Here is a 25,649-nt window from a genome sequence, read left to right on the forward strand (position 1 = left end):
GGCCTCCCCAAGCGCAATGTCAAAATCTGAAAGGAAAGCACGATGACGAAGTCGAACGATGATGGCGCTCCCCGCCCACAGGCTTTAGTGGCCGGCGACCTTGACGACGCCGGCGCACTCAACGGCCGTGCCGGCGCATCGGAGTTCTCGATTGGCGGCGGCAGGGCGGCCGGGGCGAATCCCTATGAGCTTCTGAGTGCTTCGCTCGCTGCGTGCACGGCGATGACGATACGGTTTCAGGCGCGAAGGCGAAAATTCCCGCTATCTCATGTCGAGGTAGCTGTGTCGTATCACCATGGCGGGGATGGTGGCCGCGACTCCTTTGAGCGCTCCATCACGCTGGAGGGAAACCTAGGTGACGACGAGCGCGCCCAGTTGATGCAGGCTGCGAACATGTGTCCGGTCGGGCGGACGCTCGGCCTCAGCGCCGACATCCGCACGAACGATAACGTCAGCGGCGGGCCGGCGGCAAGCTATGACGATGACTTGAGCGAGCTTTCGATCCCGAACATCGACCCCGACTAGTATGCCCCAAGGTATGGGGATTTCCTTGTCCAGGAGGATGAACGCGGCGCCTCGAAGACAGTAGTGGACGGTGGAGGCGTCGGTGCGACCGCCAGGTACGCGCTCGCAGCAAGCGCGCAACAGCCTTAGGGAGGTGACGTCCAATGTGGTCATCAACTTGTCGAGGTCTTGTTGCGATATACGCCAGATCGGGTCGCCTGCCACATCCAGAAGCCTCTATGCTGCTCAGGCCGATATCAACTCGGCTTCGGAACAGCGCGGACGCCATCTCACGCAGGCATCCGGCCTGCGCAACCGGGTGCAGGGCCCTTCTGCGCTCCAACCTGACCTGGGATTTGGTGTTCTCCGCGACATACTTGGACAGTCCAGTCTCGGCGCATAGTTCGCCGAGCAAGAGAACCCTCTTCTCAATATCTGAAATAATCGGTCACGGGAGGCGGGTAGAGACGAGCGGGCCGGGGCGATCACGAAGGTTATCGACTACATGCCCCATCTGCATGATGCTTGCGTCGCGTCGTTGAATACTGTGTTGCCTGCGAAGTAGGAGAACAGCAATGGCCACGACGACTGGAGGCCCGATTGGAAGTCAAGACAAGGATTGGACGTCTGCAGAGACCGCCGCCGGCCGGGCCGTCGGCCTCTCCCTTCGGCGGGGGGTTCGCGGAAGGTGCCCGCGCTGCGGTCGCGGTCGCTTGTTTTGCTCGTTTCTCAAGGTCGGCGACCATTGTTCTGTCTGCGGCCTCGATTTCACGGGCCATCGGGCTGACGATCTGCCTGCGTACTTGGTGATCGTCATCATCGGCCACGTCTTGATCCCCGTCATTCTCTTGATCGAGGAGAACTACGCACCGTCGCTTGCGTTTCAGCTCGCAGTCTACCTTCCGATCACCATTTTGGCCTCGCTAGCCCTTCTTCAGCCGGTCAAGGGCGCCGTCGTGGCGCTGCAGTGGTCACTCAAGATGCACGGTTTCGGAGAGCATCCGCCCGACGATCCGGGCGCGTGAGGCGACGTTGCCGCAACCGTCGGAGTTCTGGGCCAAACGGCTTCCTCCACCTGGGCCACGCAGGGTCGATTGTTCTGAACTACGAGCCGGCGAAAGAATTTGGCGGCCGCTGCCTCGGAGAACCTTCCTCAGGCCTCTTCCGATTTGACGACGAGAATCGTATCCATGGCGTCACGAGCTACGAAGGACGCAGCTTGGCAGCGCACATTCTTGTCTGCCCGCTTCCTGAGGGCTTCTACTGTCCGGCATGCGCCAAACAGCCGGGCTGTTCCCATGCGATGAAACGCCTGCCTGCATCCTACAGCCAGCCCCCCGCGAATCCGGCCCGGCGCAGCCCGGTCACGATCGGCCGGCACCGGCGCATGATGCTCCAGAGGAGGCCCGTCCTGTAGTTTTCCGTCATCAGGACGACCGGGCCCTGGTCTATGCCGAAATGGCAGGGACTGACCCACCATCCCGTATCACTGCCTTCCACTTTGTAGGTCGGGTTGAAAGATGGCTTGAATCCGTAGAGACGGGTCATGCCGAGTTTCATCTGCGCAAAGTGCGACACGGTCGGAATGACGATTTCCGGAGCGAAGGGCAATGAAGCGACTACCACCCACGGCGAGACAGTCCCGTCGTCCGGTCCGAAAGGCGCGCCGCGGGCGATATAGTCGAAGAATTCTCTTTCCACGCCATCGACATTGCGTTTGACCCAACCGGGTCCATCGCTTGCCGTGAACCCCCAGCAATGTTCGCCATAGCCGACAAAGCTGAGCGGATTGCGGATGGCATATTCCTGCTGGACGTAGGTCGCGTGGCGGCTGTTCTCGAAATAGTCGCTGTTGTGGTCGCGCATGAATCGGTCGCGTATGCCCCGGAAGTCGATCCACATATGCGAAAGCTGGTGGGTGAAAAGCGGACCTGAATAGAGTAGTTCGCGTCCGTAGATGTTCCTCCAGTCGTACGTTTCGGTGTAGGCAAAAAAGGCTTCGGGCGGCAATGGACAGGTTGGCGACCCAAGGCCAAGAATGTAGAGCAGAAGGCCCTCGTCGTAACCGCGCCACCGGTAGGGAATGAAACCGTTTTCCGGGCGCCATCCATGGGTCAGCGTAAGACCGCGGTCGCAGGCCCAGTTCCAGTCCGCCCGCTCGTACAGTGCATTGGCGACCCTCCGAATCTCCGCCTCTTCGGGTGTCTGGCCGTCGAAGTATGTGGCGACAGTCAGTGCGCCGGCGAACAGGTATGCCGAGTCGATGGTGGACAGTTCGGACTGCCAGACCCGGCGGCCGGTTTCGATGTCGAGGAAATGATAGAAGAACCCTTTGTAGCCGGTTGCGTCGGGCTCTGGTCCTTGGGGGCATCGCAGCAGGAATTCAAGTCGCCTTAGGGCGATCTTGGCCGCAAACTGCCGGATTATGATGCCGCGTTCCACGACGACCGGAATCGCTGCCAGGGCCATCCCGATTGCGGCGATGCTTGCCGGAGCACCTTGCTCGGTCTTGTCGCGAACGAGTCCGTTGTCGGGGTTGGTGCCGTGGAGATAGTACAGCAGCGTCGTGAACTGCAGACGGGCGAGATCCTCGTCGGTCGGCATCCGAAGCAGTTCTGGCGCGGTCGAAAGCATCTGTGACATATGTCTAGCCGAGGATCACTCGGACGCCGTGGAAACGACCATCATTGGTAAGCGACACTTTTGTGTCCGTCAGCGGTTCGTCATCCAGCACAATCGAACGCACCCCGCGGCAGACTCTGGCCTTGTTGTCCACGTGGATGCGGCATCTCGCCGATCCAAACCTGTATCTCATTTCATACTCGGGCCAATATATGGGGACGCATGGTTGAATTGAGAGAGGCTGGTCCTGCGGTCTGAAACCAAGGATGGCTTCGAGCGCCACGCGATACAACCAGCCTGCCGATCCCGAATACCATGTCCAGCCGCCACGTCCGGCACCTGGTCGTGCGCCGAAGACATCGGCGCTGACGACATGGTGCTCGACGATGTTCTCTATTTGCACACGAAGATTCTCGCGCCGATTAAGACTCTTGAGATGGACATGCTTGCAAACGGCTATCGATTTTCGCGCGGCCGAACGTTGGGGATCGCCTTGGTAAGGAGCAGGCTTTGGTCAGAGGTCCCCAACAACTCCGGAACGGCCGTTTCGGACGACGATGAATTCCCTCGGTCGAGATCGACGCGCGCGTAAGTACGGCGGCCATTTCGCCATGATGATCCACATGGTGTACCTAGAGGCCGTTGCCATTGGTACGGCGGCCGTGCCGCAAGCGGCGTTCCTCGCCTATCCCAGCGCGCGAGCTCGATAGCGCAGTGGTTCGGCTCTACAATCCGAGACATAAGCCGACAGAACAAACACTCGGGCCACCGCTCGGCTATGCGAGCGCACAACGTTTGGCCTCGCAGTCCCCCTGACATGCGGTTCAAGCCGCGCGAAAGGTTGCCAAAGATTGTCATTGGCTCATCCATGGAATTGCTGACGACCCGTCATCGTGGTCTGAGATGAGGGCGAGCAGGTCGGCATTCATCGGATCCCGGTGCGTGGCTGCGATGCCGTGCGGCGTGCCGGAGGCGGGAAGGTTTTGCTTTCGGCTCGTGGCCGAAGCAGCGAGATGCAGTCCGGCTGCAACTGCGACGCTTAAGCCGGCCAAGAAGAAGACGTCTCGGCGGGGTCCGCCAACGGAAAGAAGTCCATCCTTACTCATCGCATCCATCCATAGGGGGCTTTGAACATCGGGCTCATCACCATCACGATCAACGGGTCGACGTGCACGGTCGCATTCGGGGAGGGACGAGCGAAGGAGCGGCGACACTCGATGACCGTGATGGCTTGCGAAGAAAATGAGCCGATCCGGGCCGCAAATCTATTCTACACAGAGCCTGTGATGCGATACCAAGGTGTAGGCAGGCACGCGGAGAGATGTGGCTATCTCAGACAGGCAAGCCCCCATAGACCAAGTCAACCTAGGACTGGATAGGAGCGCTCGATTATGGGCCATCTTTCATCGCCGGAGGTTGTTCATTGATGTCGTCAGAGGCCGGTCGGAAAATCGGAAGGTCGGGCGTTTCAATCGACTCGGGACTGCGCAGGCCTGCATCTGCGGAAATTTCCTAGCAAGGAGCAAAAATGCGGCTAATTGGCGGATCTATTATTCGCATTGTTGTCTCCAAAGAGACTTTTGCGGCCGAGCGGGCGGTTTTGGAAATTCTGTCTCCGGTCCGCTTGAATTCCGTTTCCTGGGAAAACGGAGACCGGTTGGCGAGAGACCGGTTCGAATGTGACGACTAGAGCGCGGTCAGACCGAGCGAGCGGTATTGGCGAGACCATTTCAGGATGGCTGATCCACTGCGAACGTCCCTATCGCTCAATTGCACTCGCTTTGCCGGCATTGGCGATAGGGATCGCTTGCATTAGATTGTGGTCCGAGTGTCCTGCGACTTCGGGCTAGTAAGATCGGACGTTCTCGTCAAGCAGGTAGGAAAGGCACCACATTCTGGAAGTCTGATTTCGAATTAGAGGCTGGCGAACCCATCGCGGGCTTTCGACGTGAGGCGAATATGTTTGTGGAACGGTCAGCGGCCGGCTTACGGGCCGATGAGTTTGTGCTCTCGAATCTTTCGCCCAGCGTCGCTCAAAGGCGGTTCGCGCTTGGCGTTGTGTTAGTGCTGCTCGTTGTCTTTGTCATCGTGGCAGGCCCGCTCTCCGGCCTGCCACTGAAGCGGGTTGACGCCTTTATACCCGCCTACGGCACTGCGATTTTCGTCATCGACTCTATCACCGCAGCCCTGCTCTTCGCGCAGTTTTCCGTCCTACGCTCGCATGCGCTCCTCGCACTAGCGAGTGGCTATTTCCTGACGGCGCTCATCGCAATTCCTTGGACGCTCACATTTCCAGGCGTATTGGCGCCGGAGGGCGGCCTTGGGGGCGGTCTCCAGAGTACGGTTTGGCTCTATGTCCTGTCCCACGCGGGCTTCGCCCTGTTCGCGATCATCTATACATTGCTGAAGGATGCCGATCCGATGGGGGCGCTGTCGCCACGCTCCATTCGAGCGAGGGTCCTTACGACCGTCGGATCAGTTACCGCGCTCGTCTGTTGCGCAACAGTTTTCGTTACAGCAGGCCATGCGTTTCTCCCGCGCATCATGCTCGACACGGCGCAGGTTTCCTATCTCTGGTACTACGTGATCGGACCGATGGCGGGATTATTCGTCGTCGCGCTGGTCTTGCTATGGCTGCGGCACCGCTCGGTACTCGATCTTTGGCTGATGTTGGTCTTGTTCGCATACGTCATCGAGATCGCCCTCACTGCCTTTCCTATCCCGTACCGCTTTAGCGTCGGCTGGTATGCCGGGCGAGTTTACGGCGTGTTTTCCGGCAGCCTTGTGCTGCTCACCCTGATGAAAGAAGTGACGATGCTATACGGTGAGCTGCTGCGCGCAGTCGTTGCTCAACGCCGCGAGCGTGAGGTGCGTCTGCTGACGGGGGACGCGGTCGCAGCCACCGTGGCGCACGAGATCAAGCAGCCATTGTCGGCGATGACTATGGACGCCGGTACGAGCCTGCGCTGGCTTGATCGCGCGCCCCCCGACATCGAGGAGGCAAAAGCCGCATTACAGCAAATCGTGAACAACGGGCACCGTATGGGCGCGGTGATCGATAATATTCGGACGCTCTTCAAGACAGAACCACGAATCCGGACGTCGCTCGACGTCAACAATCTGATCCGCGACGCTCTGGCGCTTGTGCGCTACGACCTGCAGACGCATCGGGTAGCGGTTCAAACCGACTACAACCAATCGCTCCCACCGATAGAGGGCAACGAGGTTCAGCTGCAGCAGGTGCTTGTGAATTTGATCACGAACGCGATCGATTCAATGGCCACTGAAGATGGGGACCGGGTACTTTCCTTAAGGTCTAAAGTCCACGACTCTAGCAGTCTGATGGTGTCGGTGGCAGACGTGGGGAAGGGCGTCGAGCCGAGCGCAATCGATCTGATATTCAAACCGCAGTTTACGACCAAGGTGCACGGGATGGGGATGGGGTTGTCGATTTGCCGGGCGATCATCGAGGCCCATGGGGGGCAGTTGTGGGTGACCGCCAATCTGCCCCGAGGTGCGATTTTTCACTTCACGTTGCCCATCCACAGACAGCACTAGCATTTCATTCCTTACGCCTGCGCCGCCCCCGGTCTCCGGAATGAACTTGACGCCGCCCTTCCAGAGCACAGCAACCAAAGCGCGCCTATGCGCCACTTTCCGATCCAACTCGTTGCCTGGGAAAGCGGAGACCGGTTGCCGAGAGGACCGGTTCAGATGTGGCCACTACGGCACCGCCAGCCCGCCATCGTGAGAAAGCTGGGAAACTCTACCTAGTGGCGCTGTATTTCAGTTCACCTTGCCCGGCACCGACGGCGAACTCACGGGTCCGCTTCAGGTGGGCCGCCGGACCTCAGAGCTGCGCAAACGCATTGGGTGAGACGCTCTTCGTCAACTGGCTTGCCCAGGTAGCATACGACCCCGTCGTTCAAGGCGCGAGCCCGGTCAACATCATTGGGGAAAGCGGTCATGAGAATTGTCGGTATCGCGCGGTCCGTGTCGATGAGGCGTCGATGGAGCTCGAGCCCCGTCATGACAGGCATGTTGATGTCGGCGATCAGACAGGCAGTTTCGGCGAGGCGCGGGGACGCGAGAAATTCGGTTGCAGACGAAAAAATCTCGACAGTATAGCCCAGCGCTCTCATGAGCCTACCCATGGACTCACGAAAGGACCGATCATCTTCAACAACCGACACCAGTACCTTGTTCATCATGCGCCTATAGCCATTCGCAGACCCGTCGTGCGGCAGCCAGTTATGCAACTACAGTGGCGCTCCGCATCGAGTCGTCTGAGAGAATGGCACCCGTGTGCCGCCCGTGCCCCGTAAACTTTGGCTTATGTTGACGATGATTGCGAAGGCAATTCGGGATGGCTTGTGTTCGACGCCCCCGCCGGGCAAAGAAGTTGCGGGATCGCAGCGGGGGAACTCTAGGACCAGTCCCAGCGCCGTAAGCCTTCGTATCATCGTCCCAAGCCTTTAGATGCCCGACAATTCTCTTAGTCTAGTGCGCGTCCATAAACGGCTGTTTTCCCGGAGTTTTCAGTGGTCTTTGCCTGCTGAAGTGATGTTTTGGGGGCGCGTGATGGTACACGGGCTTGGAGGTTGCGGCCAGGGCAGCCGCGACAGTCCAGCACGCTTGAGAACCCGGCTGACGTTGGCGGGCGAGACGTCGACCTCCTGGGCGATGTGCCAGCCCAAGGCTGCCGCCGCAGCGCCACGATGCGCTCGGCGATCGACACAGCCGTGGCGTGCGGCATGGGCGGGCCGCGAGGAACAGTCGATCATCCGACCGCCCTTCCGCCTTGTAGCGCTCCGCCGGTGCGCCACGATCTTGGCCGACACGCCGTAGACGCGCGCCGCATTTGGAAAGCGCCTTCTATCACCGACAGCGCCATCTCCTCTCGACTCAGCGGCGTGAGACGGGCATTCTTGTCGATGTTCATTCTCCGATGGATGCTGAAGCCTGGTAACTCCAGTCTCCGCGGTCCGGTGCGAATGGACAACCTCCCGAAAGCTCACGCCTAGGCGGCGACCGCTACTCTGGCGCACCAGGGCTACCTTCGACGCCATCCGACCGGCGACAGCTGCCACTTCGTCCGGCCGAACTGGCGGCTGACGGCGGCCAGCACAGCCCGACGACGGCCAGCCGGCAACCAGTCGTGAAGGCCGAATTGCCGCTGATGCTGACGATCCGGCCGGAATCAGTATCGATGCTAGGCTGATGGCGATTTGAAGACATCCGCTCCGCAGTGACGGCGCATGATGACGGAGGCGGCCTTGAACTGTTCCGCGTTAGCGGGGTAGACGATCAATACAATTCCTCCATTGAGGACTTGGCTTTCGGCCCACTCGTGGACGTGAGCTTCATGGCGTTGGGCGAACAAGGCGGCCAGCCCTCCGACGCTACCCCCGGAAGCCAATGCGGCCAGCAGGGCTGGCGCAGCCGCTCCACCCGTTGCGGCCAAGGCGGCACCGGCGCCGACGAACGAGGCGACCGTGGCCGCGAGGGAGGTCGCAAGGGTGCGGACCTGCTGCCGGTCGTCGCTCATGCCGATCTCGACACGAGGCAGCTGCTTGATATCGCAGCCGACGGCCCCGGCGCAGGACACCGCAATCTCCTCCTGCGCCAGGAAGCTTATACGGGAGCGGTCGATCCCCGCTGCTCCCAGCTCACTTACAGCTGCCTCGAATTCAACTTCGCTTTGCAGCGCGCCGATGACCTCTCGCAACTCGCTCACAATGGGCATCCCTTAAACTTGTTTTCCTGCCTTGAAAGCCTCGGCACGTGCCGTCTACCGCACTCTCGTCTCACGAGTAGTCACCGCCGCTCTGCTGAGTGAGATTGCCGAGGTAGTCGCGCTTCCCGATCGTCGCTCCGAGGTGGCGGAGGATCGCGTGCGCAATCGAGATGTGGAAGAAGAAGTCGGGCAGCACCAGGTGGCGGATGTAGTCGTCGCCGCCGAACCACCCGCGCACGATAGGCGGCGTCAGCTCGTATGTGTGGGACTGCGCGCCGGCAATCTCATCCGGCTGCACATTTTGCAGAAAACGGCGAGTCTCAAGGAGCCGCGCCTTCAACGCCGGATACATCATCGGGGTGTTGCGGGGTGCTAGCGGGTCGTGCTGCATCAAGTTCGCCATGTGCGCATCGACCTTGTTGCAGCCTACGGAGAACTGTTCTCCGAAAGTGAGCATGTCGGGCGCGAGCCGCTCGCCAAGGATGCTCCCAGGCTCAAACCCCTTGGTCCGTTCGAGCGTTTGTGCGTGGTCAAGATAGTCGTCCATCACGTTCAGTCCATGTATCATGACAGGAACTGTGATGTCATAGACCGAGAAGGACACGCCAACCTCCTTGCGCTCGTTTTGTACTCTGAGCCTCGGTCGGACGAAGGTCGTTAACCGAAACGAATGGTCACAATAAGCCCTTCAATCTTCCGGCTTGCCGCACCAGCCCGCCGGACTTGAAATTGGCCTCCGCGAATCCGCGGCAACAAGTGAGCTCCTACGCAAGCGGCCGCTAGTGACGCAGGACGGGATATCCGTTCACGTAAATCCACTCGGTGGCCTTGGCCGGCACGTGGCACCCCTGGCAATCGGAATGGTAGTCCTTCGAGGTAGTCTTCAGCGGCTTGTCCGCGTCGAACCACGACCATCCCCACCCGTCGCCCCACAACGGATTGCCGGGGTGCGTTCCCTTGCTGTCTCTCACCATGACAAACCAGCCCTTGAGTTTGTCGGCGTGGCTTACCGTGCCGGTGGTCATCTCGTTTGTCGAGGTCGCGAAGACCTCTTTCACTAGAACGGCGCCGTCCGGGAAGTGCCCCGTCTTCCGGTAGGCGTCGATCGCCCCCGGGGATGCGTAGACGGCATGCATTTCCTTCGAGCCATGGTCGCTGTCGGCGGCAATCGCCCAGCTCCCGAGCGCTTGGTAAAGGGTTCGATAGTCTACCGGCACGCGCAGGTGCCCGGCGGCGTCCACCACGTTCGCGGTCGGGTCGATCGGAGCCACTCCGCTGATCTGAGCGAGCGCCGCCACGGTGCCGGCGACCAGCGAGACGGCGATAGCCAGGCCGACAGTCCTCGATAATTTCACGGGAGGTCTCCTTTGCTTCCCGCGCCCGGCACGGCGGCACGGCGCAATGGTTTTAATCAATGTCGAGGCGGCCGCGCGTGCTCAGCCGGGCCAGCGGACCCCAGGATCGGACACAGCCGACGAAATTAGAAATTCCCTTTGGACATGCATTTGATAGTCACGGGTATCGTCACCTAAAGTGTTGTGCACGCGCGCCGGCGCGGTCCGCGGTCAGCCATCGAGGAGCGCGCCGTGCTCGGGGTGCCGGGCGGCGTAGGAAGACATGAACGGGCACTTCGCGATCACTCTTTTCCCATCGCGTCGCAGGGTTTCGAAAACACCCTGCGCCAATCGCGATCCGTATCCCAGGCCGGACAGCTCTTGCGGCACCTCGGTGTGGAGCAGGACGACCCGGCCGTCTTCGACCTTGTAGTACGCGACTGCGATCGCACCGTCGCCAACGGGCATTTCAAACCGGCTCATGGCCGGATTGTCCCGGATGTCGCTTTCCATCTTCTGTCTCCTTCGCTCATCAGCCAACAAAGTTACCAGGCCCGTGAGCGAAGGTCTGCCGCGACAAACCGAGCGAGCCGAGTGTCTGGACGAACGGCGACGGATTGTGGATTCGCGGCATGATCATTGCGGACTTACCGTTCCGGCGCTGCGGCGTGGGCCTGCGACACTCCCGTTTGGGGCATTGGAGGAAACGCGCGCAGATGCACAGGAGTGCGCTCGAGCAAATCTCGTTCGCCCTGAGTGCTGTGGTAGAAGCTAGCGCCCACTTCCACTCGCCTATGTTCGGATGGCGCTTAAAACGCGCCAGATGGAGATTGTCTCGCCGACTTTCGGCACCACGGCCGCAGTCGACGCGCCCTTCAGTCCTTCGACGAATTTCTCCGCGGTCGATCGATGATGGGGAAGCTTCCATAGTGGCAAGGGGCCGCCTTGTCGAAGTTGAAATAGCCGCGGGAGGCGAGTGCAGCTACCGCGCCGCCCATGGCAAGGTGATCGCCGAGGGGGGCGGCTTAGCCGCTTTTCATGTTTCGGCGCTTCACCGGCGAGGGAAAAGCCGGTCGATGACCGCATTCGCAATGCGCTCGGAACGGCAATCGTCAAGCTGATAGACGCCACCGAACTGGCGCATAAGCACTTCAACTAACAAACTTCGGGCGTTGTGCAGACGTGCCTCTACAGTCTCCGATGTGAGTGCAAACAACTCGGCAAACTGCTCCGGCGACATGCCGTCGACAACGCAGGCCACGAACACGCTGCGCAGCTCATCGGGCAACTCATCTATCGACCGTTCCAGGATGTCTCGGATCACACCGTCCGCCATTAGCACTCCTGGACAAACTCCCTGCTACAACCCTCGCAGAGCCGCATTATCTGAGCCCCATCCCTCAAATGGTTCATTTCACAGAGCCTTCCCATTCGGGCGAACCGGCTCCGGGCAAGGGCTAAGACGACGACTTCAGCGAATCCGTATCGATCGGCAGGCTGCGCAGGCGCTTGCCGGTGGCGGCGAAGATCGCATTGGTCACTGCCGCACTGACAATGGCTGTGGGAGCTTCACCAATGCCACCTGGTGCTTCTGCGTTCTTAATCAAGTGCGTCTCCACCACCGGCACCTCGTCGATACGCATAGGCAGATAGCTGTCGAAATTGCTCTGCTCGACCCGTCCATTCTTGAACGTGATCGAGCCATGGAGCGCAGCGGTCAGCCCGAAAAGCGTTCCACCCTGAACCTGCGCTTCGATCGTGTCGGGATTGACGTACATGCCGCAATCGACAGCACAGACGATCCGCTTGACTTTGACAGAGCCATTGGCTGCCACTTCGACCTCCGCGACCTGCGACAGGTAACTTCCGAATGCGAATTGTACGGAAATCCCGCGGCCATGCCCTGCGGGAAGTGGTGATCCCCACCCAGCTTTTTCCGCCGCAAGTGACAGAACAGCGAGCGCTCGCGGATTATGTCTGAGCAGCGCTTCGCGATAAGCGACGGGATCCTGCTTCGCTGCATGCGCGAGCTCATCCATGAAGCTTTCGACCACAAAAACATTGTGAGTCGGTCCGACACCGCGCCAGAAAGCCGTCCGGACACCAGGGGGCTCGGCCCGGACATAGTCGACGTGGATATTGGGCAGCGCATAGGGCGGCTCGGCCGCCGCTTCTACGGCATCGAGGTCTAATCCCTCCTTGAACCAATAAGGAATATAGCGAGCGGCGATTGAGGAGCCGGCAATCCGGTGCGTCCAGGCAACCGGCTTGCCGTCCGCATCAAGTCCTGCCGACAGCCGATCAAAGTAGTACGGCCGATACATATCGTGCTGGATGTCTTCCTCGCGGCTCCAGATCACCTTCACTGGGCCATCGACGTGCTTGGCGATCTTGACGGCCAGCACCGTGCCATCGGCCTCCAGCCTTCGGCCGAAGCCACCACCAATCAAATGATTGTGAATTTTGATCGCATCCTTTGACAGACCTGTGAGTTCGACCACCAGAGACTGCGTGCGCCCCATCGCCTGGGTCCCGACCCAAACGTCGCAACGATCCTTCTGCAGATGAACGGTGCAGTTCATCGGCTCCATCGCCGCATGGGCTAGGAAAGGCACCTGATAGATGGCGTCAAGCCGTTGCGCCGCTTCCGCGAGAGCCTTCCCCGCATCACCGTCGCTACGGGCAACCGCGCCCGGCTTTTTGGATTCCTGCTCCAATTGCTTGACAATATCGACGTTGCTGACCCTGCCATTCGGTCCGTCGTCCCATGTGATCGCGGCTGCCTCGAGCCCCTTCTTGGCCGCACCCATGTGATCCGCGACCACGGCAACAGCCTCGTCGATATTAACCACCTGCCGGACGCCCTTCACTGCCAGTGCGGCCTTCTCGTCGACCGTTTTCGCCTTGCCACCGAGCACAGGCGAGATAGCAACCGCCGCAACCTTCATACCCGGCAGTCGTGCGTCGATGCCGTAGAGCACGCGCCCATCGATCTTTATCGAAGAATCCACGCGCTTGGCACGCGTGCCGATCAGGGTGAAATCCTTCGGTTCTTTGAGTTTGACGTTTGCTGCGGGTGGCACAGGCAATTTCGCCGCAGCCTTCGCAAGTTCGCCGTAGCTCAGATGCTTCGAGCCTGACGCATCGAACACGACGCCGTTCTTGGCTTGGCAGGTTGCTGGATCAACATTCCACCGCTTGGCGGCAGCCGCAATCAGCAGATTACGACCTACTGCCCCTGCCTGGCGCAGTGGCGTCCAGAAGGCACGTACAGAGGAGGAAGCACCTGTAGTTTGAATGTGCAGGAACGAGTTGGCGTAAAGCACATCATTTGCGGGCGCATGCTGAACCTGAATCTGGTCAAGCCCCACTTCCAGTTCTTCAGCAAGAAGCATCGAGAGCGACGTGTAAACCCCCTGCCCCATCTCGGCCATCGGCATCACCAGGGTCACGGCGCCGGATGGATTAATCCGTATAAATCCATTCGGCGCGAAAGTACCCGCGACCTCGTTTTCGATCACCCGCGAAGCAGGCGCCGCGAAGACGGAGTCCGTGCTTGCACCGGTGAGCGCAAAACCAAGCAGCAAACCTGTGCCCTGAAGAAAGGCGCGCCGCGACACCGCTTTTTCATCGGCGATCTGCCCTCTCAGAATAGGCCCATCCATGATCTCAAACTCCCGCAGCGTGCTTGATCGCAGCGCGGATGCGCTGGTACGTGCCGCATCGGCAGACATTGCCCGACATGGCGGCATCGATGTCGTCATCCGTCGGCTTCGGCGTGTCCTTCAGCAGCGCCGCCGCCGACATGATCTGGCCGGACTGGCAGTAGCCGCACTGCACCACCTCCAGCTCCAGCCACGCCTTCTGCAAGGCCGCGCCCTGCGGCGCTTGGCCGATCGCCTCGATTGTGGTGATCGCACTATCACCGACGGAGTCGACCGGCGTCTGGCAGGAGCGGACCGCATGGCCGTCGACGTGCACAGTGCAGGCGCCGCACAGCCCCTGGCCGCAGCCGAACTTGGTCCCGGTCATACCGAGCACGTCGCGCAGCACCCACAGCAGCGGGATGTCGCCGTCGACATCGACCTCATGAGGTGTGCCGTTGATCTTTAGCGTGAAAGCCATGCATGCCTCTTTGTGGCTGGGGCTGATAGGACGCAGCCGGCCGATCTGGATAGCCGGCCAGCCGCGTGCATCACGGGCGCGTGTCGCTCACGGACGAACGCGGATGACAGTCTTCCCCGCGCGTCGCTCGGTCGCGTTGAAGGTGGCGACCGCACCCTCAAGGGCCGAGACTTTGCCGATGTTCGTGCGCACTCGTCCATCCCGCACCCGCTGGACGATCTCGCTCAGTTGGGCACGATCGGACTCGACCACAAAGTCGACCGCCAGGCCATCTGCGGGCCGCGCCTCGGCCGGTCCGACGACGGTCACCAGTGTTCCTCCGGCTCTAATCAGGGCTACGGACCGCTTCTGGATGTCGCCGCCGATGACATCGAACACCAGATCGATGCCGCCGACGTCTTCCAGGGCGTCCTTGTCGAGATCGACGAACTCGTTCGCGCCGAAGTCGAGCGCCTTCTGACGGTCGGCGGCGCGCCCGGTGCCGATGACGTAGGCGCCGGCCTCTCGTGCGAGTTGCGTCACCATCGACCCGACTGCGCCGGCCGCACCATGCGCGAGGACGCTCTGCCCCGCCTGAAGGCGGCCGTGCTGAAACAGTCCCTGCCATGCGGTCAGGCCTGAGATTGGCAGGCTCGCGGCCACCGTGAAGTCGACGTCGCCCGGCAGTGGCGCGAGGTTGCGTGCCTCCATGGCTATATACTCCGCGAGCGTGCCGTCGCGATACCAATCCGCGAGACCGAACACCCGCTGTCCGACCGACAGACCCGTCGTACCGTAGCCGAGGGCGGTGACCACTCCGGCCAGTTCGTGCCCGGGAATAACCGGCGTCCGGTCACAATCGCGGCGGTCGGCCCAGGTCGAGGGCCACGTCAGCTCAGTCGGGACGAATCCCGACGCATGAACCTGAACGACGACGTCATTTATCGCTGCCTGCGGCTCGGGCCGCTCTACCAGCTTCATCCCAGTCGTTCCCGCGGCCTGGTCCGTCACCACGATTGCTTTCATGATAATTATCTCCTCGGTCATTTGTCTGTTTGGTGGAAATGTTGCATCGATGGGCGCGTGTCGCTCACGGGCGAACGCGGATGATCGTCTTCCCCGCGCGTCGCTCGGTCGCGTTGAAGGTGGCGACCGCACCCTCAAGGGCCGAGACGTTGCCGATGTTCGTCCGCAGTCGTCCGTCCCGCACCCGCTGGACGATCTCATTCAGTTGGGCACGATCGGACACGACGACGAAATCGACCGCCAGGCCGTCGCCGGGCCGCGCCTCGGTCGGCCCGGCGATGGTCACCAGTGTTCCTCCGGCTCGAATCAGGGCTGCGGACCGCTTTTGGATGTCACCGCCGAAGACATCGAACACCAGATCGACTTCGCCAACGTCTTCCAGGGCGTCGTTCTCGAGGTCGACGAATTCTTTCGCGCCGAAGTCGAGCGCCGCCTGACGGTGAGCAGCGCGTCCGGTGCCAATGACGTGGCCACCGGCCTCACGTGCGAGCTGGGTTACCATCGAACCGACCGCGCCGGCCGCGCCATGCACAAGGACGCTCTGCCCCGCCTGAAGGCGGCCGTGCTCGAACAGTCCCTGCCACGCGGTCAGGCCCGGCATCGCCACGCTCGCGCCCACCGTGAAGTCGACATCGCCCGGCAACGGCGCGAGATTGCGTGCCTCGACGGCCACATACTCGGCCAAGGTGCCGCCGCGATACGAGTCCGTGACGCCGAACACCCGCTGTCCCACTGACAGCCCCCTCGTGCCATAGCCAAGGGCCGTGACCACTCCCGCCAGCTCTTGCCCGGGAATAACCGGCGTCCGGTCACGGCCGAGGCGATCGATCCAGGTTGAGGGCCACGTCAGCTCATCCCATGTGAATCCCGAAGCATGAACCTGAACAACGACGTCATTTATCGCTGCCGGCGGCTCGGGCCGCTCCACCAGCTTCATCCCGGCCGTTCCCGCCGCCTGGTCCGTCACGACGATTGCTTTCATGATAGTCATCTCCTCGGTCATTTGTTTCTTGGGCGGAAATATTGCGGGGACCGAAAGCCTTCGACATCTAATGCCAGCGGCAATCGCTGGTTTCCGAAAGCGAAGGTAGAACAGTGAGATCTCGCTTCCAGAACTGCTTGGTGCAGGGCAGCGGCTTGACGAGTGGCACATCAGTGTCCTCTACGTTCGCGGTCGGGCCGGCTAGAACCGCTGCGCTCATCTACGCGAGCGCCGCCGCGGTGACGGCGACCAGCGAGACGGTGACGCCCAGGCCGACAGTCTTCGGTGATTTCATTGTGGCGTCTCCTATGTTGCCCGCCCGCGGCACGGTGGCTCGGCGCAATATGTTCATTCAATGTCGTGGCGGCCGCGCCCGCCCGGTGGATCTCAGGATCGGACGCAGCCAACGGAATTAGAAATTCCCTTTGGACATGCTTTCGATAGGCGTGAGGTATCGTCGCCTAGCAGCGCTGTGCGCATTGTCGCCAAGGCGCATTTCAAACCGGTTCATTGCCGGTTTTGTCCTGGATACGATCGCGACAAGCGGGGCGAGCCGTGTGTGTCTGGACGAACGGCGACGGATTGTGGATTCGCGGTCCGATCCACGGAACTATCTTGCCACCACGGCGACGTGCGGCCCGCAGCACGCCCGTTCGGGACATTTGAGGAAACGCGTGTCGATGTACGATATGACTGCACCGCTGTCCTATGTCGTCTGCCTGGGCGCGCAGCGGATGCGGGTAGTCGATTCCATTCCCGGCACGCCATTCCTGACCGCCGCCGCGCTCGAAATCTCTGAACCAGCCAGGAGCTCAGCCAAGACCAAGGCGACGTTCGACGAGAGACAGTGCAGGGCAGCCCTTCACAAGCAGATGCCGACGATCCAGCGGGAGCTGGGGGAGGAGGACGGCAAGGCCGCCCAAGAGGTAGCAGAGCTGGCTGAGGCGATCGCGAAAGCGAACATGCCGGAAGAGGCGGAGGGCCAGGCGCTGAAGGAACGCCGGCGTTACGGGCGCGTGCCCGAGGTCGCTGCCGAAACTAAGAAAAACTTGCATTACAGAAGCGACCAACAGCGCTTCCTCTTCTTTCGTCGAGACGGGCAGTGGACATCGGGGAGTAGGTTTGTTTGACGCTGCCTAAACGACAAGTGACGTTCCGTCCGTCGGGTCTCCCCCTTACTTCCTGGGCTTTCGCAATCCGGACTTGGCTGGCTGCGATTCTGGCTTTGTATGTAAGCTTCTGGCTTTCAATCGAAATGCCGTCGATAGCGATAATTACGGTTGCGATCATCGCCGAACCAACCCGCGGCCAGGCGCTTGATAAGGCAGTCTTTCGTGTCCTGGCGACGGTCATCGGCGTTGCGGCTTCCATTGCCATAACAGGACTTTTCTCCCAGACGCGGGATCTTTCCCTGTTTGGCTATGCTGGCTGGATAGGTCTGTCTGTGTATGCCGCAGGAATGCTCGACGGGAATCGTGCTTACGCAGCGGTCCTCTCTGGCGCCACGGTGGGGTTTGCTTCGATCCAGGAGATCGACAATCCGGGGCACGTGTTCGAGACGGGTATGATGAGAGGTGCAGGAATCCTCATTGGAATCGCAGCACTTGCGATTGTCAATGATCTGCTATTGGCGCCCGACCGTCATACGAGGCTCGCAACGCAACTGACTGACATCCGTCGCCGGGTCGGCAAGTACGCGACATCGGCTATCCTTGGTGAGACCACGCAGCCAATGGAATCCGCCGCTCTGCTTGCCGAAATTTCTTCGCTTCACCCGGAAACCTCGAGCCTGGCCTTTGAGTCGAGCAGCGGCCAAGCCAGAAGCGTAGCCGGCCAAAACGCGGCCGCCGCGCTTGTGGCGCAGCTTCATGCTGCGCGTAGCCTCAATGTGCTTCCGGTCGCCGCCGATGAGGCGACATCGTTAAGGATTGTACGCGCGCTTGAGAACGAAAGTGAGATCCCTCCGCCGACGGTCGTGTGGCGTGTCGATCCGCAAGGGGTCCCAGGTACGACCGACTCGCTGGCCTGGACACTCAAGGAATTACTCGCAAGAGATGAGCAAGTTAGACAGAACCTTGTCGCCCTACGCACTGATGGACGTCCTCCATGGCATTGGCGCGGGCTGATCTATCGATCCCATCGAGCTGCTGTTGAGGCCGGTGTTCGAGCAGCGATCTGGGTTGCGTTATCGGGGTTATTCCTTGTGCATGCGGGCTGGCCCGCAGCGAACACTTCACTTGCCCTCATCGGAGCCTTCGTCGGGCTTGGAGCAATAACGCCCAATTCGCGCGCGACGACCGCCCTGGCGCTGATCGCGGCGCCCATCGCCGGTGTTCTCGCTGGGGTTCTTGAGTTTGTCGCCCTCGATGGCGTTGACGCCTTCCCGTTGCTCGCGATCGGACTTGCTCCCCTCGTGATCGGGGCCGGACTACTGATAGCGTCGTCCAATCGCATAGTGTCAGCCCTCGGTCGATTTATCCTTATCTACGCTGTGATAATAATCTCGCCGGCCAATCCGCAGACCTATGACGGACAGTCGTATCTTATTTACTTCCTTATTTCTTGTATTGCACCCGCCTTGTTGTTGGCGACGCAATTTCTTGTTTCTCCAGTCTCCCGAGAGCGGCAGAGACGATGGATTTTATCGTCGTCTCGCGACGACTTTACTCACGCGCCGCTCCGTGGTCGGCGGCATGCGGCCGAGGAGGAGATGTTTCGCGACGCGGTTAGGATTGGTCAGATCCTTTCCACTGGAGCGAACGCTTCGAACAACCCCGAAGCGGTCGACGAGGTTCTTTCCCATTTTGACCAATCTTCGATCATCCGGTTGTGCGACGACAAGCTGAAGATGCTCGCGGGCGGACCTTTAGCTGTACTGGTTGAGGAGGTCCGCGCGGCTTTCAAGACGCGCGAGCCGCAGGCAATTCGCGCGGCGGCCCACCTATTAAGCAAAGCGTCACCGTCGGATCATGTTGTGGCCGATCTCCGTGCCGCGCTGATGGTCGCGAGCTACCATATCGAGGCGGCGTTTGGACGACGTGTTCATTTTGGCGAGGCGGCGTGATGGCACACAGCTTCCGCGAATTGGTCATTGGCGGTGTCTTGGTCGCTCCATTTATGGCCTATGCGGTTGCGGCTCTATTCGTCGTGCTTCTGATCCGGCCGCTCTTAAGTTTTGTCGGCTTTTTGCGACTCTTCAGCAACGCTGCGATTGCCGAACTCAGCCTCTACGTCGCAATTCTGGGCCTGATTGCCTTGTTTTTCTGAGGAATATTTGATGCATGGCGCCACTCAAGACAAGGTGATCGATCAAGAAGAACTGGGGTCGGCCTCCTTGTCGGGATCGACCGAGAATAAAGTGTCGGTCGAGCTACGCGCGGTTGCGCGTGCGAAATCCGAGCCGCCTCAATCACGCGAGCAGAAACCATCCGCGGCGTTCACCTCACCACCCGTTGAATGGCGAACGGCCCTCGCGCAGGTTCTATTGTCGTTGTGGCGGAAACTTGCGACGTTGGCGATCTTTCTTGTCGCTGTGCTCATCTCACTCGTGGTGTGGGACCAGTACGTCGTTGCGCCCTGGACCCGCGACGGACGCGTACGTGTCCAGGTTGCGAGCGTCGCACCTCGAGTGTCTGGCCAGATTACACAGCTGCGAGTCGCGGACAATCAATTCGTCCGTAAGGGAGATGTACTCTATCAGATTGAGCCCTTTGATTTCGACGTTACATTGCGCTTGAGCAAAGCGCTGTTGGAGCAAAGGGAAGCCGACAGTTACGTGAAAAAGTTGCAGTCCGAACGCCGGAAGCAGCTGTCGGAACTATCCACCTCGCGAGAACAGCAACAGATATTCGAAGGCAGCTCCCGACAGGCAAAAGCCGCGGTCGACGCGGCTCGCGAACAGGTCGCCCAGGCAGACATTAATCTGAAGAGAACGGAGGTTCGTAGCCCGGCAAACGGCTATGTCACGAATCTTCTGCTGCGAGTGGGCGACTACGCCCACGAGGGGGTTAGCAACATTTCGATCGTCGATACCGATAGCTTCTGGGTGGACGGCTATTTCGAGGAGACAAAGTTGGCGCAGGTCTGCATCGGGGATCGTGCCGACGTCACGTTGATGGGTTATTCTGCGCCGCTCATCGGCCATGTGACGACGATAACCCGAGGCGTTAGCGTGTCCAACGCGGCGGCCGGCGCTCAGGGGCTCCCCAATGTTGACCCCGTCTACACGTGGGTACGGCTGGCGCAACGTGTCCCGGTCAGGATCGCCATTGATAGGGTGCCCCTCGGCATGCCGCTCGTCTCCGGCATGACGGCAACCGTAACGTTACGCGACGATTCCCGTCCCGAGGAGAAAACATGGTTATATCGCGCGAAGGCTGCGGTCGGGACGAGCCTCTCCCACATAATAAATGGAGTATCGCAGCGACCTCGCTGCGTCACATCCTAGAATTCGATGAGAACACATTTCAGTGGTGATATTTTTGGGGCGTGATCCAGTTCTACGGAGACGTTGATACGCACCAGGTGTGTATATCACCGAAACATAGTCTCGAGACGCTTCCGCACGGGACGGGAAGCGCATCGCGCAACCCCCGCTGCACTCGACGCGCACAGGCAGTCGCTCGTAACGGGCATCGCGATGAGGATGCCACAGAAAGGACCACGCGATTCGGCGCCTGATTAGCGCAAAGTAGCAAGATAGGCGACTTGGTCCGTCCACTCCGTCGGGTTCTTCAGCCTTGCGTAGGGCATGCTGTCTCGGCGAACCACCTCCGGCCACGATTCCAGATACGCGTCGAATATCTCCGACACGATGGCGTAGCTCAAGCTCGCGCGGGCTTTCGGACTGCGTTGGAAGGCGTCTGACGAACTGCGCGCCGTCGAGGCGGGCTGCGTTGATCTCGCGGCCTTCAACGGCGATCCGAGCTGGACGTTGACCATGCCCGCCCGATACGTCTTGGCGCCTAGCGGGACGATCGAGTACGCCGACATCAGCGTCGACTACACGCGGCGGGCGACCCGTCGGAACTGATCCCGGTCCTCGCTCATATCGCCGCGCGCCAGCCCGGCTCTCAGAGGCTCCAGAAAGCGTGTCCGTGCGTCCAAACCAATAGACCGGGCCATTCCAACGCATGCCTGCAAGTGGCATCCATGCGCCTCGATTACGGCGTGCGCCCTCACGCCGTCGAGTGCACGGCCTCGTCAGTATGGTCGGCGGCAACTTGACGGAGAAAAACACATGGAGCTTCATCAAGTTCGTTACTTCCTCGCCCTCGCGTCCACGCTCAATTTCACCCGCGCCGCCGAGCAGTGCAATGTCACGCAGCCCGCCCTGACCAAGGGGGTGCAGAAGCTTGAGGAGGAGCTCGGCGGCCAGTTGATCTACCGCGAGCGCCAGTTGACGCAGCTCACCGACCTTGGAAAAGAAGTCCTTCCGATGCTGGAACGCACACTGGCCTCGGCACAGGCGGTGCGTCGCAGAGCCCAGGAATTCCAACGCAAGGAGGTCGCGCCACTGAAGATCGGCCTCGCTCCCTCCATTTCGGCGTCGCTCGTCCTCGATCCGATCGCGGAGATCGCAAAGTTCGTCCCTGGCCTTCACGTCGAGCTGCGCGAGGGCTCGGCGGAGAAGCTCGTCGGCCTCTTGCTTGAAGGAGAGATCAACGCCGCAATGGTCGGAGACGTGCAGGACATACCCGCCCGCATCGACGACTGGTTGCTGTTCGAGGAGCGCTACGTCGCGGTTCTCGCGCCGACACACCAGCTTGCAAACCGCCCCTCGATCTCAATCGACGACCTCCGCGAGACCGTCTTGCTGGAACGCGCCGGATGCGACGTCGGCCCGAAGATCCTACGCTCGTATTTTCCCGAGGAGCCGCCCCCCCGCGGGCACCGCAGCGCTAACGACTTGCACCTGCAGCACATGGCCGCGGCGGGCTTCGGCTTGATGCTCGCGCCCGAGCACATGCCGCGCCTTCCGACACTCAAGACCATTCCCCTCGAAGGCAATCCGGTTTCGCGGGAGGTGCGGTTGCTGGCCGTGCAGGGGCGCCGCTACTCGCCGGCGCTGGACGCTTTCGTCAAGGTCGCGCGGCTTCGCGACTGGACGCTCGAAGTCCCCCACCAGGGCATACATTTGGAAAGTCGGACATACTCGAGAACAAACGCGACGACCTTCTCGATCGGCATTTCGTAGGGCCGCAAAAGAGCACCTCACCGGACCTCAGTCGGTGAAGGTTGAAGCTGACCACGTCGCCGCCGGCGAGCGCTCGCGCGAACAGGCTGGTCCGCTTTCCGTCGCGAGGCTTCCGCACGCTGACGCCGTACCGCAGCCCCGTACACGCCTTCTCGGTAACCACTCGTATCGCGGCGAGCGCCGTTTCGAAGTCGGGCTCCAGCAATCTCTGACCCCGTCGCTTCTACGGCAAGTGAATCCGCCCCCGCCAGATGCAAACACCTCGAGCGGCGGCGATCCACGTGGCATCGTTTCGATAGACGGAGGTGATTGGACGCTCGCCCGGCCCGTGCCTATCTTCAATGCAGAACAAAAAAGGAGCTCCGCGAATGCCGGCCTACAGGAAGAATCCAGAAGCGGTCTCGAAGTTGACTCCCGAGCAGTACCGCGTCACGCAAACTGACGGAACCGAGCGCCCATTCGCCAATGAATACTGGGACAACAAGGAACCTGGGCTCTACGTCGACGTGGTTTCCGGCGAGCCGCTCTTCGCGTCGTTCGACAAGTTCGACAGCGGCACAGGCTGGCCAAGTTTCACGCGGCCCCTCGAGGCAGCGAATGTCGTCGAGAACGTGGACAGCTCGCACGGCATGACGCGGACCGAGGTCCGCTCCAAGCACGGCGACAGCCACTTGGGCCACCTTTTCCCCGACGGGCCGCGCGACAAGGGCGGGTTGAGATACTGCATGAACTCGGCCTCCCTGCGTTTCATTCACCGTGACCAACTAGAGAGCGAAGGGTACGGCGAGTACGCAAAGCTTTTTGCGAAGCAAGAGGCCTGACGATGGCAACGACTACAGAGCACGCGATCCTGGCAGGGGGCTGCTTCTGGGGAATGCAGCAACTGGTGCGGCGCCTCCCCGGCGTCGTATCGACGCGGGTCGGATACTCCGGCGGTGACGTCAAGAATGCCACATACCGCAACCACGGGACGCACGCGGAAGCGATCGACATCACCTTCGATCCGAGCAAGACGAGCTTCCGCGATCTGCTGGAGTTCTTCTTCCAGATCCACGATCCGACAACTCCCAACCGGCAGGGAAACGACCGCGGCGCGAGCTACAGATCTGCGATCTTCTACGTCAGCGAGGAGCAGCACCGCGTTGCGCAAGACACGATCGCCGACGTCGAAGCCTCGGGGCTGTGGCCGGGCAAGGTGGTGACGGAGGTCTCGCCCGCTGGCGACTTCTGGGAGGCTGAGCCTGAGCACCAGGACTACCTGGAGCGCCACCCGAGTGGCTACACCTGCCACTTCGCCCGCCCGCAGTGGAAGCTTCCGCGCAGAAGCGCCGCCTGAGGGCGGCGCAGGGACGCGTCGACGGCGGTGCCCTGAGCTTTACTTCGCTTCCGTGAGACGGGTACTGCGACGCATCCTCGCAGTATCCCTGGAGCTACTCGGGTGTGGCCAGCTGGTGGGTTTGGACGGCCGGACACGGTTTCGAGATTCGCGAGCCAGGAATGTCCCATATCGTCGTGGATGCGCGGCGCCTAGCCCGTGCGGCTGCAGATCGGAAAGTCCCGTGAGGAATTGCAATGGTCCCTTTGCACCTTTTCCAGTCCGCGCTCGGGCTTAAAGACCTAGAGCGCTTTTATCTCGAGGTGCGGCAAACCAGCGAGGCCCTCGGCGAGCCCCTGTCAGACGCGGACGCAACGGTGCAGTCGATGCCGGACGCGAGCCCCGCAAAGTGGCACCTCGCACATACCACCTGGTTTTTCGAGGCGATGGTGCTCTCGCGCCACCTAGAGGGCTACAAGCCGTTCGACGAGAAGTTCACGTTCCTGTTCAACTCCTACTACGAGACGATGGGGGCGCGGCAGCCGCGTCCAAGGCGTGGCATGGTCACGCGGCCGGCGTTGGACGACATCTACGCGTACCGGGCCTATGTCGACCAGGCGGTCGCGAGGCTGCTCACCTCTCGCCCGACCCGTGACGCCGCCGAGCTGATCGAGCTTGGATGCCACCACGAGCAGCAGCACCAAGAGCTCTTGCTCACGGACATCCTTCATCTGTTCGCGCAAAATCCGATCCGGCCATCCTACCGCGCCCCTGCCCCGGTGTCGGCGGAGACCGCGGCGCTGCCTGCGCTCTCCTTCACCGACTTCGAAGGAGGAATCGTCGAGATCGGCCACGGCGGTGCGGGCTTTGCCTTCGACAGCGAGGGACCGCGACACCGCGTGTTGACGGAGCCGTTCCGGCTCGCCGACCGCTTGGTGACCAACGCCGAGTGGATGGAGTTCATTGAGGACGGTGGCTACACCACGCCCCTGCTGTGGCTGTCCGAGGGCTGGACGAAAGCCCTCGCTGAGGGCTGGTCGCGGCCGCTCTACTGGGAGACGCGCGACGGACAGCACTGGACCATGACGCTGAGGGGCTTCCAATCGCTCGACCCCACCACACCGGTCGCGCACGTCAGCTACTTCGAGGCTGATGCGTTCGCCACGTGGTCTGGAAAGAGGCTGCCGAGCGAGGCGGAGTGGGAGGTGGCCGCGCAAAGTCTCGACGTCGACGGCAACTTCCTCGACCTCAATCGCCTCAGTCCCGAGCCCGCGTCCCCGCGGAAAGTCGGGGTGCAGCAGATGTTCGGCGACGTCTGGGAGTGGACACGCAGCCCGTTCTCGCCCTACCCGCGCTTCCGCGCAGTCGCGGGCGCGGTCGGCGAGTACAACGGCAAGTTCATGTCCGGGCAGTTCGTTTTGCGAGGCGGCTCTTGCGCGACGCCGCCGGGACACGTCCGCGCGAGCTACCGGAATTTCTTCCCGGCGCACACGCGTTGGCAATTCGCGGGACTTCGCCTGGCGGACGACGCCTAGCTCCGCCGCAATCGGCGAAACCACAAGGAGAGACGAGATGGCCACGGACAAGATCGTTCAGAATATGGAAGTAATCGGCGCGGACGGCGTCCACGTCGGCACCGTCGACGGTGTCGCCGACGGGCGCATCAGGCTGGCGAAGCGCGACAGCGGCGAGGGCCAGCACAAGGGCCACACACACTTCATCGACCTCGGACTAGTCGCCGACGTCGAGGGCCAGAGGGTTCGCCTTTCTGCGAACGCGGCTGTGGCGGTGACATTCGAGGAAGAGAAGTCGGGAAAGCCCGTCTAAAG

The 25,649-nt window shown here is 61.2% G+C and carries 25 protein-coding genes and 3 pseudogenes; 13 read left to right on the forward strand and 15 right to left on the reverse strand.

What is annotated here, in order from left to right; genetic code table 11:
• Positions 1-42: 42 nt before the first annotated feature.
• The 3 genes from DPM33_RS04725 to DPM33_RS37375 all read left to right on the forward strand — a co-directional run bounded on the left by DPM33_RS04725 (position 43) and on the right by DPM33_RS37375 (position 1,921).
• Positions 43-525 carry an OsmC family protein gene (locus DPM33_RS04725; RefSeq protein WP_112096126.1) on the forward strand — a complete coding sequence of 161 codons (483 nt, stop codon included), beginning with the start codon at positions 43-45 and terminating at the stop codon, positions 523-525.
• Between the two features lie 554 nt (positions 526-1,079).
• Positions 1,080-1,529 (forward strand): DUF983 domain-containing protein, encoded by a 450-nt coding sequence (locus tag DPM33_RS04730; RefSeq protein ID WP_112096128.1) that lies wholly within the window; start codon positions 1,080-1,082, stop codon positions 1,527-1,529.
• Positions 1,526-1,921: a glutamate--tRNA ligase family protein gene (locus DPM33_RS37375; protein WP_425373472.1), complete on the forward strand. Its 396-nt coding sequence runs from the start codon at positions 1,526-1,528 to the stop codon at positions 1,919-1,921. The genes DPM33_RS04730 and DPM33_RS37375 overlap by 4 nt, the downstream gene beginning before the upstream one ends.
• On the opposite strand, the gene DPM33_RS04740 is transcribed toward DPM33_RS37375, so the two are convergent.
• Positions 1,828-3,147 (reverse strand): glucoamylase family protein, encoded by a 1,320-nt coding sequence (locus tag DPM33_RS04740; protein ID WP_112096133.1) that lies wholly within the window; start codon positions 3,145-3,147, stop codon positions 1,828-1,830. The two genes, DPM33_RS37375 and DPM33_RS04740, sit on opposite strands and share 94 nt — an antisense overlap.
• 1,938 nt (positions 3,148-5,085) lie before the next feature.
• On the opposite strand from DPM33_RS04740, the gene DPM33_RS04755 reads away from it, so the two are divergent.
• Positions 5,086-6,684, forward strand: coding sequence for an MASE4 domain-containing protein (locus DPM33_RS04755; protein WP_112096136.1), 1,599 nt, complete (start codon positions 5,086-5,088; stop codon positions 6,682-6,684).
• A 260-nt stretch (positions 6,685-6,944) separates the two neighbouring features.
• On the opposite strand, the gene DPM33_RS04760 is transcribed toward DPM33_RS04755, so the two are convergent.
• The 13 genes and pseudogenes from DPM33_RS04760 to DPM33_RS37380 all read right to left on the reverse strand — a co-directional run bounded on the left by DPM33_RS04760 (position 6,945) and on the right by DPM33_RS37380 (position 16,661).
• Positions 6,945-7,334: a response regulator transcription factor gene (locus DPM33_RS04760; RefSeq protein WP_245442002.1), complete on the reverse strand. Its 390-nt coding sequence runs from the start codon at positions 7,332-7,334 to the stop codon at positions 6,945-6,947.
• Between the two features lie 381 nt (positions 7,335-7,715).
• Positions 7,716-8,068, reverse strand: a pseudogene (locus tag DPM33_RS36820) (leucine zipper domain-containing protein); the annotation flags it as partial.
• Positions 8,069-8,338: 270 nt separating this feature from the next.
• Complete coding sequence (locus tag DPM33_RS04765) at positions 8,339-8,863, reverse strand: hypothetical protein (protein WP_146770203.1); 525 nt, start codon at positions 8,861-8,863, stop codon at positions 8,339-8,341.
• 70 nt (positions 8,864-8,933) lie between these two features.
• Positions 8,934-9,467 carry a DUF1993 domain-containing protein gene (locus DPM33_RS04770; protein ID WP_112096142.1) on the reverse strand — a complete coding sequence of 178 codons (534 nt, stop codon included), beginning with the start codon at positions 9,465-9,467 and terminating at the stop codon, positions 8,934-8,936.
• Positions 9,468-9,642: 175 nt separating this feature from the next.
• Positions 9,643-10,218 (reverse strand): cytochrome P460 family protein, encoded by a 576-nt coding sequence (locus tag DPM33_RS04775; protein ID WP_112096144.1) that lies wholly within the window; start codon positions 10,216-10,218, stop codon positions 9,643-9,645.
• 210 nt (positions 10,219-10,428) lie between these two features.
• Entirely contained in the window at positions 10,429-10,710 is a 282-nt protein-coding gene (locus DPM33_RS04780) for a GNAT family N-acetyltransferase (RefSeq protein WP_112096146.1), read from the reverse strand.
• Positions 10,711-10,989: 279 nt separating this feature from the next.
• Positions 10,990-11,216 (reverse strand): annotated as a pseudogene (locus DPM33_RS36825) (hypothetical protein); the annotation flags it as partial.
• Between the two features lie 32 nt (positions 11,217-11,248).
• Positions 11,249-11,533, reverse strand: coding sequence for a sigma factor-like helix-turn-helix DNA-binding protein (locus tag DPM33_RS04785; protein ID WP_112096147.1), 285 nt, complete (start codon positions 11,531-11,533; stop codon positions 11,249-11,251).
• 121 nt (positions 11,534-11,654) lie between these two features.
• The gene (locus DPM33_RS04790; RefSeq protein WP_112096149.1) at positions 11,655-13,862 is read right to left on the reverse strand and encodes a xanthine dehydrogenase family protein molybdopterin-binding subunit; all 2,208 of its coding nucleotides are present in this window, start codon (positions 13,860-13,862) and stop codon (positions 11,655-11,657) included.
• A gap of 4 nt (positions 13,863-13,866) precedes the next feature.
• Positions 13,867-14,322, reverse strand: a complete 456-nt coding sequence (locus DPM33_RS04795) for a (2Fe-2S)-binding protein (RefSeq protein ID WP_112096150.1) — start codon at positions 14,320-14,322, stop codon at positions 13,867-13,869.
• An 87-nt stretch (positions 14,323-14,409) separates the two neighbouring features.
• On the reverse strand, positions 14,410-15,327 hold the full coding sequence (locus tag DPM33_RS04800; RefSeq protein ID WP_112096714.1) for an NADP-dependent oxidoreductase: 918 nt from the start codon (positions 15,325-15,327) through the stop codon (positions 14,410-14,412).
• A gap of 64 nt (positions 15,328-15,391) precedes the next feature.
• Complete coding sequence (locus DPM33_RS04805; RefSeq protein ID WP_112096715.1) at positions 15,392-16,309, reverse strand: NADP-dependent oxidoreductase; 918 nt, start codon at positions 16,307-16,309, stop codon at positions 15,392-15,394.
• Between the two features lie 220 nt (positions 16,310-16,529).
• On the reverse strand, positions 16,530-16,661 hold the full coding sequence (locus DPM33_RS37380) for a hypothetical protein (protein ID WP_281004780.1): 132 nt from the start codon (positions 16,659-16,661) through the stop codon (positions 16,530-16,532).
• Between the two features lie 466 nt (positions 16,662-17,127).
• Here DPM33_RS37380 and DPM33_RS37720 point away from each other — a divergent pair.
• The 4 genes and pseudogenes from DPM33_RS37720 to DPM33_RS04825 form a co-directional block, all read left to right on the forward strand.
• Positions 17,128-17,346: pseudogene (locus DPM33_RS37720) on the forward strand (hypothetical protein); the annotation flags it as partial.
• Positions 17,347-17,435: 89 nt separating this feature from the next.
• On the forward strand, positions 17,436-19,373 hold the full coding sequence (locus DPM33_RS04815; protein ID WP_112096153.1) for an FUSC family protein: 1,938 nt from the start codon (positions 17,436-17,438) through the stop codon (positions 19,371-19,373).
• A complete protein-coding gene (locus tag DPM33_RS04820; protein ID WP_112096155.1) occupies positions 19,373-19,576 on the forward strand; it encodes a DUF1656 domain-containing protein in 204 nt (67 codons plus the stop codon). Before DPM33_RS04815 ends, DPM33_RS04820 begins: the two co-directional genes overlap by 1 nt.
• Before the next feature lie 10 nt (positions 19,577-19,586).
• A complete protein-coding gene (locus tag DPM33_RS04825) occupies positions 19,587-20,756 on the forward strand; it encodes an HlyD family secretion protein (RefSeq protein WP_112096157.1) in 1,170 nt (389 codons plus the stop codon).
• 233 nt (positions 20,757-20,989) lie between these two features.
• On the opposite strand, the gene DPM33_RS36105 is transcribed toward DPM33_RS04825, so the two are convergent.
• Positions 20,990-21,136, reverse strand: coding sequence for a cytochrome c family protein (locus DPM33_RS36105; RefSeq protein ID WP_167448948.1), 147 nt, complete (start codon positions 21,134-21,136; stop codon positions 20,990-20,992).
• Positions 21,137-21,548: 412 nt separating this feature from the next.
• On the opposite strand from DPM33_RS36105, the gene DPM33_RS04835 reads away from it, so the two are divergent.
• The 5 genes from DPM33_RS04835 to DPM33_RS04860 all read left to right on the forward strand — a co-directional run bounded on the left by DPM33_RS04835 (position 21,549) and on the right by DPM33_RS04860 (position 25,647).
• A complete protein-coding gene (locus DPM33_RS04835; RefSeq protein ID WP_112096160.1) occupies positions 21,549-22,505 on the forward strand; it encodes a LysR family transcriptional regulator in 957 nt (318 codons plus the stop codon).
• 368 nt (positions 22,506-22,873) lie between these two features.
• Positions 22,874-23,326, forward strand: a complete 453-nt coding sequence (msrB, locus tag DPM33_RS04845; protein WP_112096162.1) for a peptide-methionine (R)-S-oxide reductase MsrB — start codon at positions 22,874-22,876, stop codon at positions 23,324-23,326.
• Between the two features lie 2 nt (positions 23,327-23,328).
• On the forward strand, positions 23,329-23,841 hold the full coding sequence (msrA, locus tag DPM33_RS04850; RefSeq protein WP_112096164.1) for a peptide-methionine (S)-S-oxide reductase MsrA: 513 nt from the start codon (positions 23,329-23,331) through the stop codon (positions 23,839-23,841).
• 245 nt (positions 23,842-24,086) lie between these two features.
• Positions 24,087-25,355, forward strand: coding sequence for an ergothioneine biosynthesis protein EgtB (egtB, locus tag DPM33_RS04855; RefSeq protein ID WP_245442003.1), 1,269 nt, complete (start codon positions 24,087-24,089; stop codon positions 25,353-25,355).
• A 37-nt stretch (positions 25,356-25,392) separates the two neighbouring features.
• A complete protein-coding gene (locus tag DPM33_RS04860; RefSeq protein ID WP_112096168.1) occupies positions 25,393-25,647 on the forward strand; it encodes a DUF2171 domain-containing protein in 255 nt (84 codons plus the stop codon).
• Positions 25,648-25,649: the final 2 nt, after the last annotated feature.

The sequence above is a fragment of the Mesorhizobium hawassense genome, assembly GCF_003289945.1.
Lineage (GTDB): Bacteria > Pseudomonadota > Alphaproteobacteria > Rhizobiales > Rhizobiaceae > Mesorhizobium > Mesorhizobium hawassense.

Bases quoted from the DNA above. Each gene is read 5' to 3' on its own strand.
- DPM33_RS04730 (WP_112096128.1), top strand. From the start codon at position 1,080: ATGGCCACGACGACTGGAGGCCCGATTGGAAGTCAAGACAAGGATTGG.
- DPM33_RS04725 (WP_112096126.1), top strand. From the start codon at position 43: ATGACGAAGTCGAACGATGATGGCGCTCCCCGCCCACAGGCTTTAGTG.
- msrA (WP_112096164.1), top strand. From the start codon at position 23,329: ATGGCAACGACTACAGAGCACGCGATCCTGGCAGGGGGCTGCTTCTGG.
- DPM33_RS37380 (WP_281004780.1), bottom strand. From the start codon at position 16,661: ATGAACATATTGCGCCGAGCCACCGTGCCGCGGGCGGGCAACATAGGA.
- DPM33_RS04755 (WP_112096136.1), top strand. From the start codon at position 5,086: ATGTTTGTGGAACGGTCAGCGGCCGGCTTACGGGCCGATGAGTTTGTG.
- DPM33_RS04820 (WP_112096155.1), top strand. From the start codon at position 19,373: ATGGCACACAGCTTCCGCGAATTGGTCATTGGCGGTGTCTTGGTCGCT.
- DPM33_RS04785 (WP_112096147.1), bottom strand. From the start codon at position 11,533: ATGGCGGACGGTGTGATCCGAGACATCCTGGAACGGTCGATAGATGAG.
- DPM33_RS04800 (WP_112096714.1), bottom strand. From the start codon at position 15,327: ATGAAAGCAATCGTGGTGACGGACCAGGCCGCGGGAACGACTGGGATG.
- DPM33_RS04835 (WP_112096160.1), top strand. From the start codon at position 21,549: ATGGAGCTTCATCAAGTTCGTTACTTCCTCGCCCTCGCGTCCACGCTC.
- DPM33_RS04825 (WP_112096157.1), top strand. From the start codon at position 19,587: ATGCATGGCGCCACTCAAGACAAGGTGATCGATCAAGAAGAACTGGGG.
- DPM33_RS04860 (WP_112096168.1), top strand. From the start codon at position 25,393: ATGGCCACGGACAAGATCGTTCAGAATATGGAAGTAATCGGCGCGGAC.
- DPM33_RS04760 (WP_245442002.1), bottom strand. From the start codon at position 7,334: ATGAACAAGGTACTGGTGTCGGTTGTTGAAGATGATCGGTCCTTTCGT.
- DPM33_RS04805 (WP_112096715.1), bottom strand. From the start codon at position 16,309: ATGAAAGCAATCGTCGTGACGGACCAGGCGGCGGGAACGGCCGGGATG.
- DPM33_RS04790 (WP_112096149.1), bottom strand. From the start codon at position 13,862: ATGGATGGGCCTATTCTGAGAGGGCAGATCGCCGATGAAAAAGCGGTG.
- DPM33_RS04780 (WP_112096146.1), bottom strand. From the start codon at position 10,710: ATGGAAAGCGACATCCGGGACAATCCGGCCATGAGCCGGTTTGAAATG.
- DPM33_RS04795 (WP_112096150.1), bottom strand. From the start codon at position 14,322: ATGGCTTTCACGCTAAAGATCAACGGCACACCTCATGAGGTCGATGTC.
- msrB (WP_112096162.1), top strand. From the start codon at position 22,874: ATGCCGGCCTACAGGAAGAATCCAGAAGCGGTCTCGAAGTTGACTCCC.
- DPM33_RS04740 (WP_112096133.1), bottom strand. From the start codon at position 3,147: ATGTCACAGATGCTTTCGACCGCGCCAGAACTGCTTCGGATGCCGACC.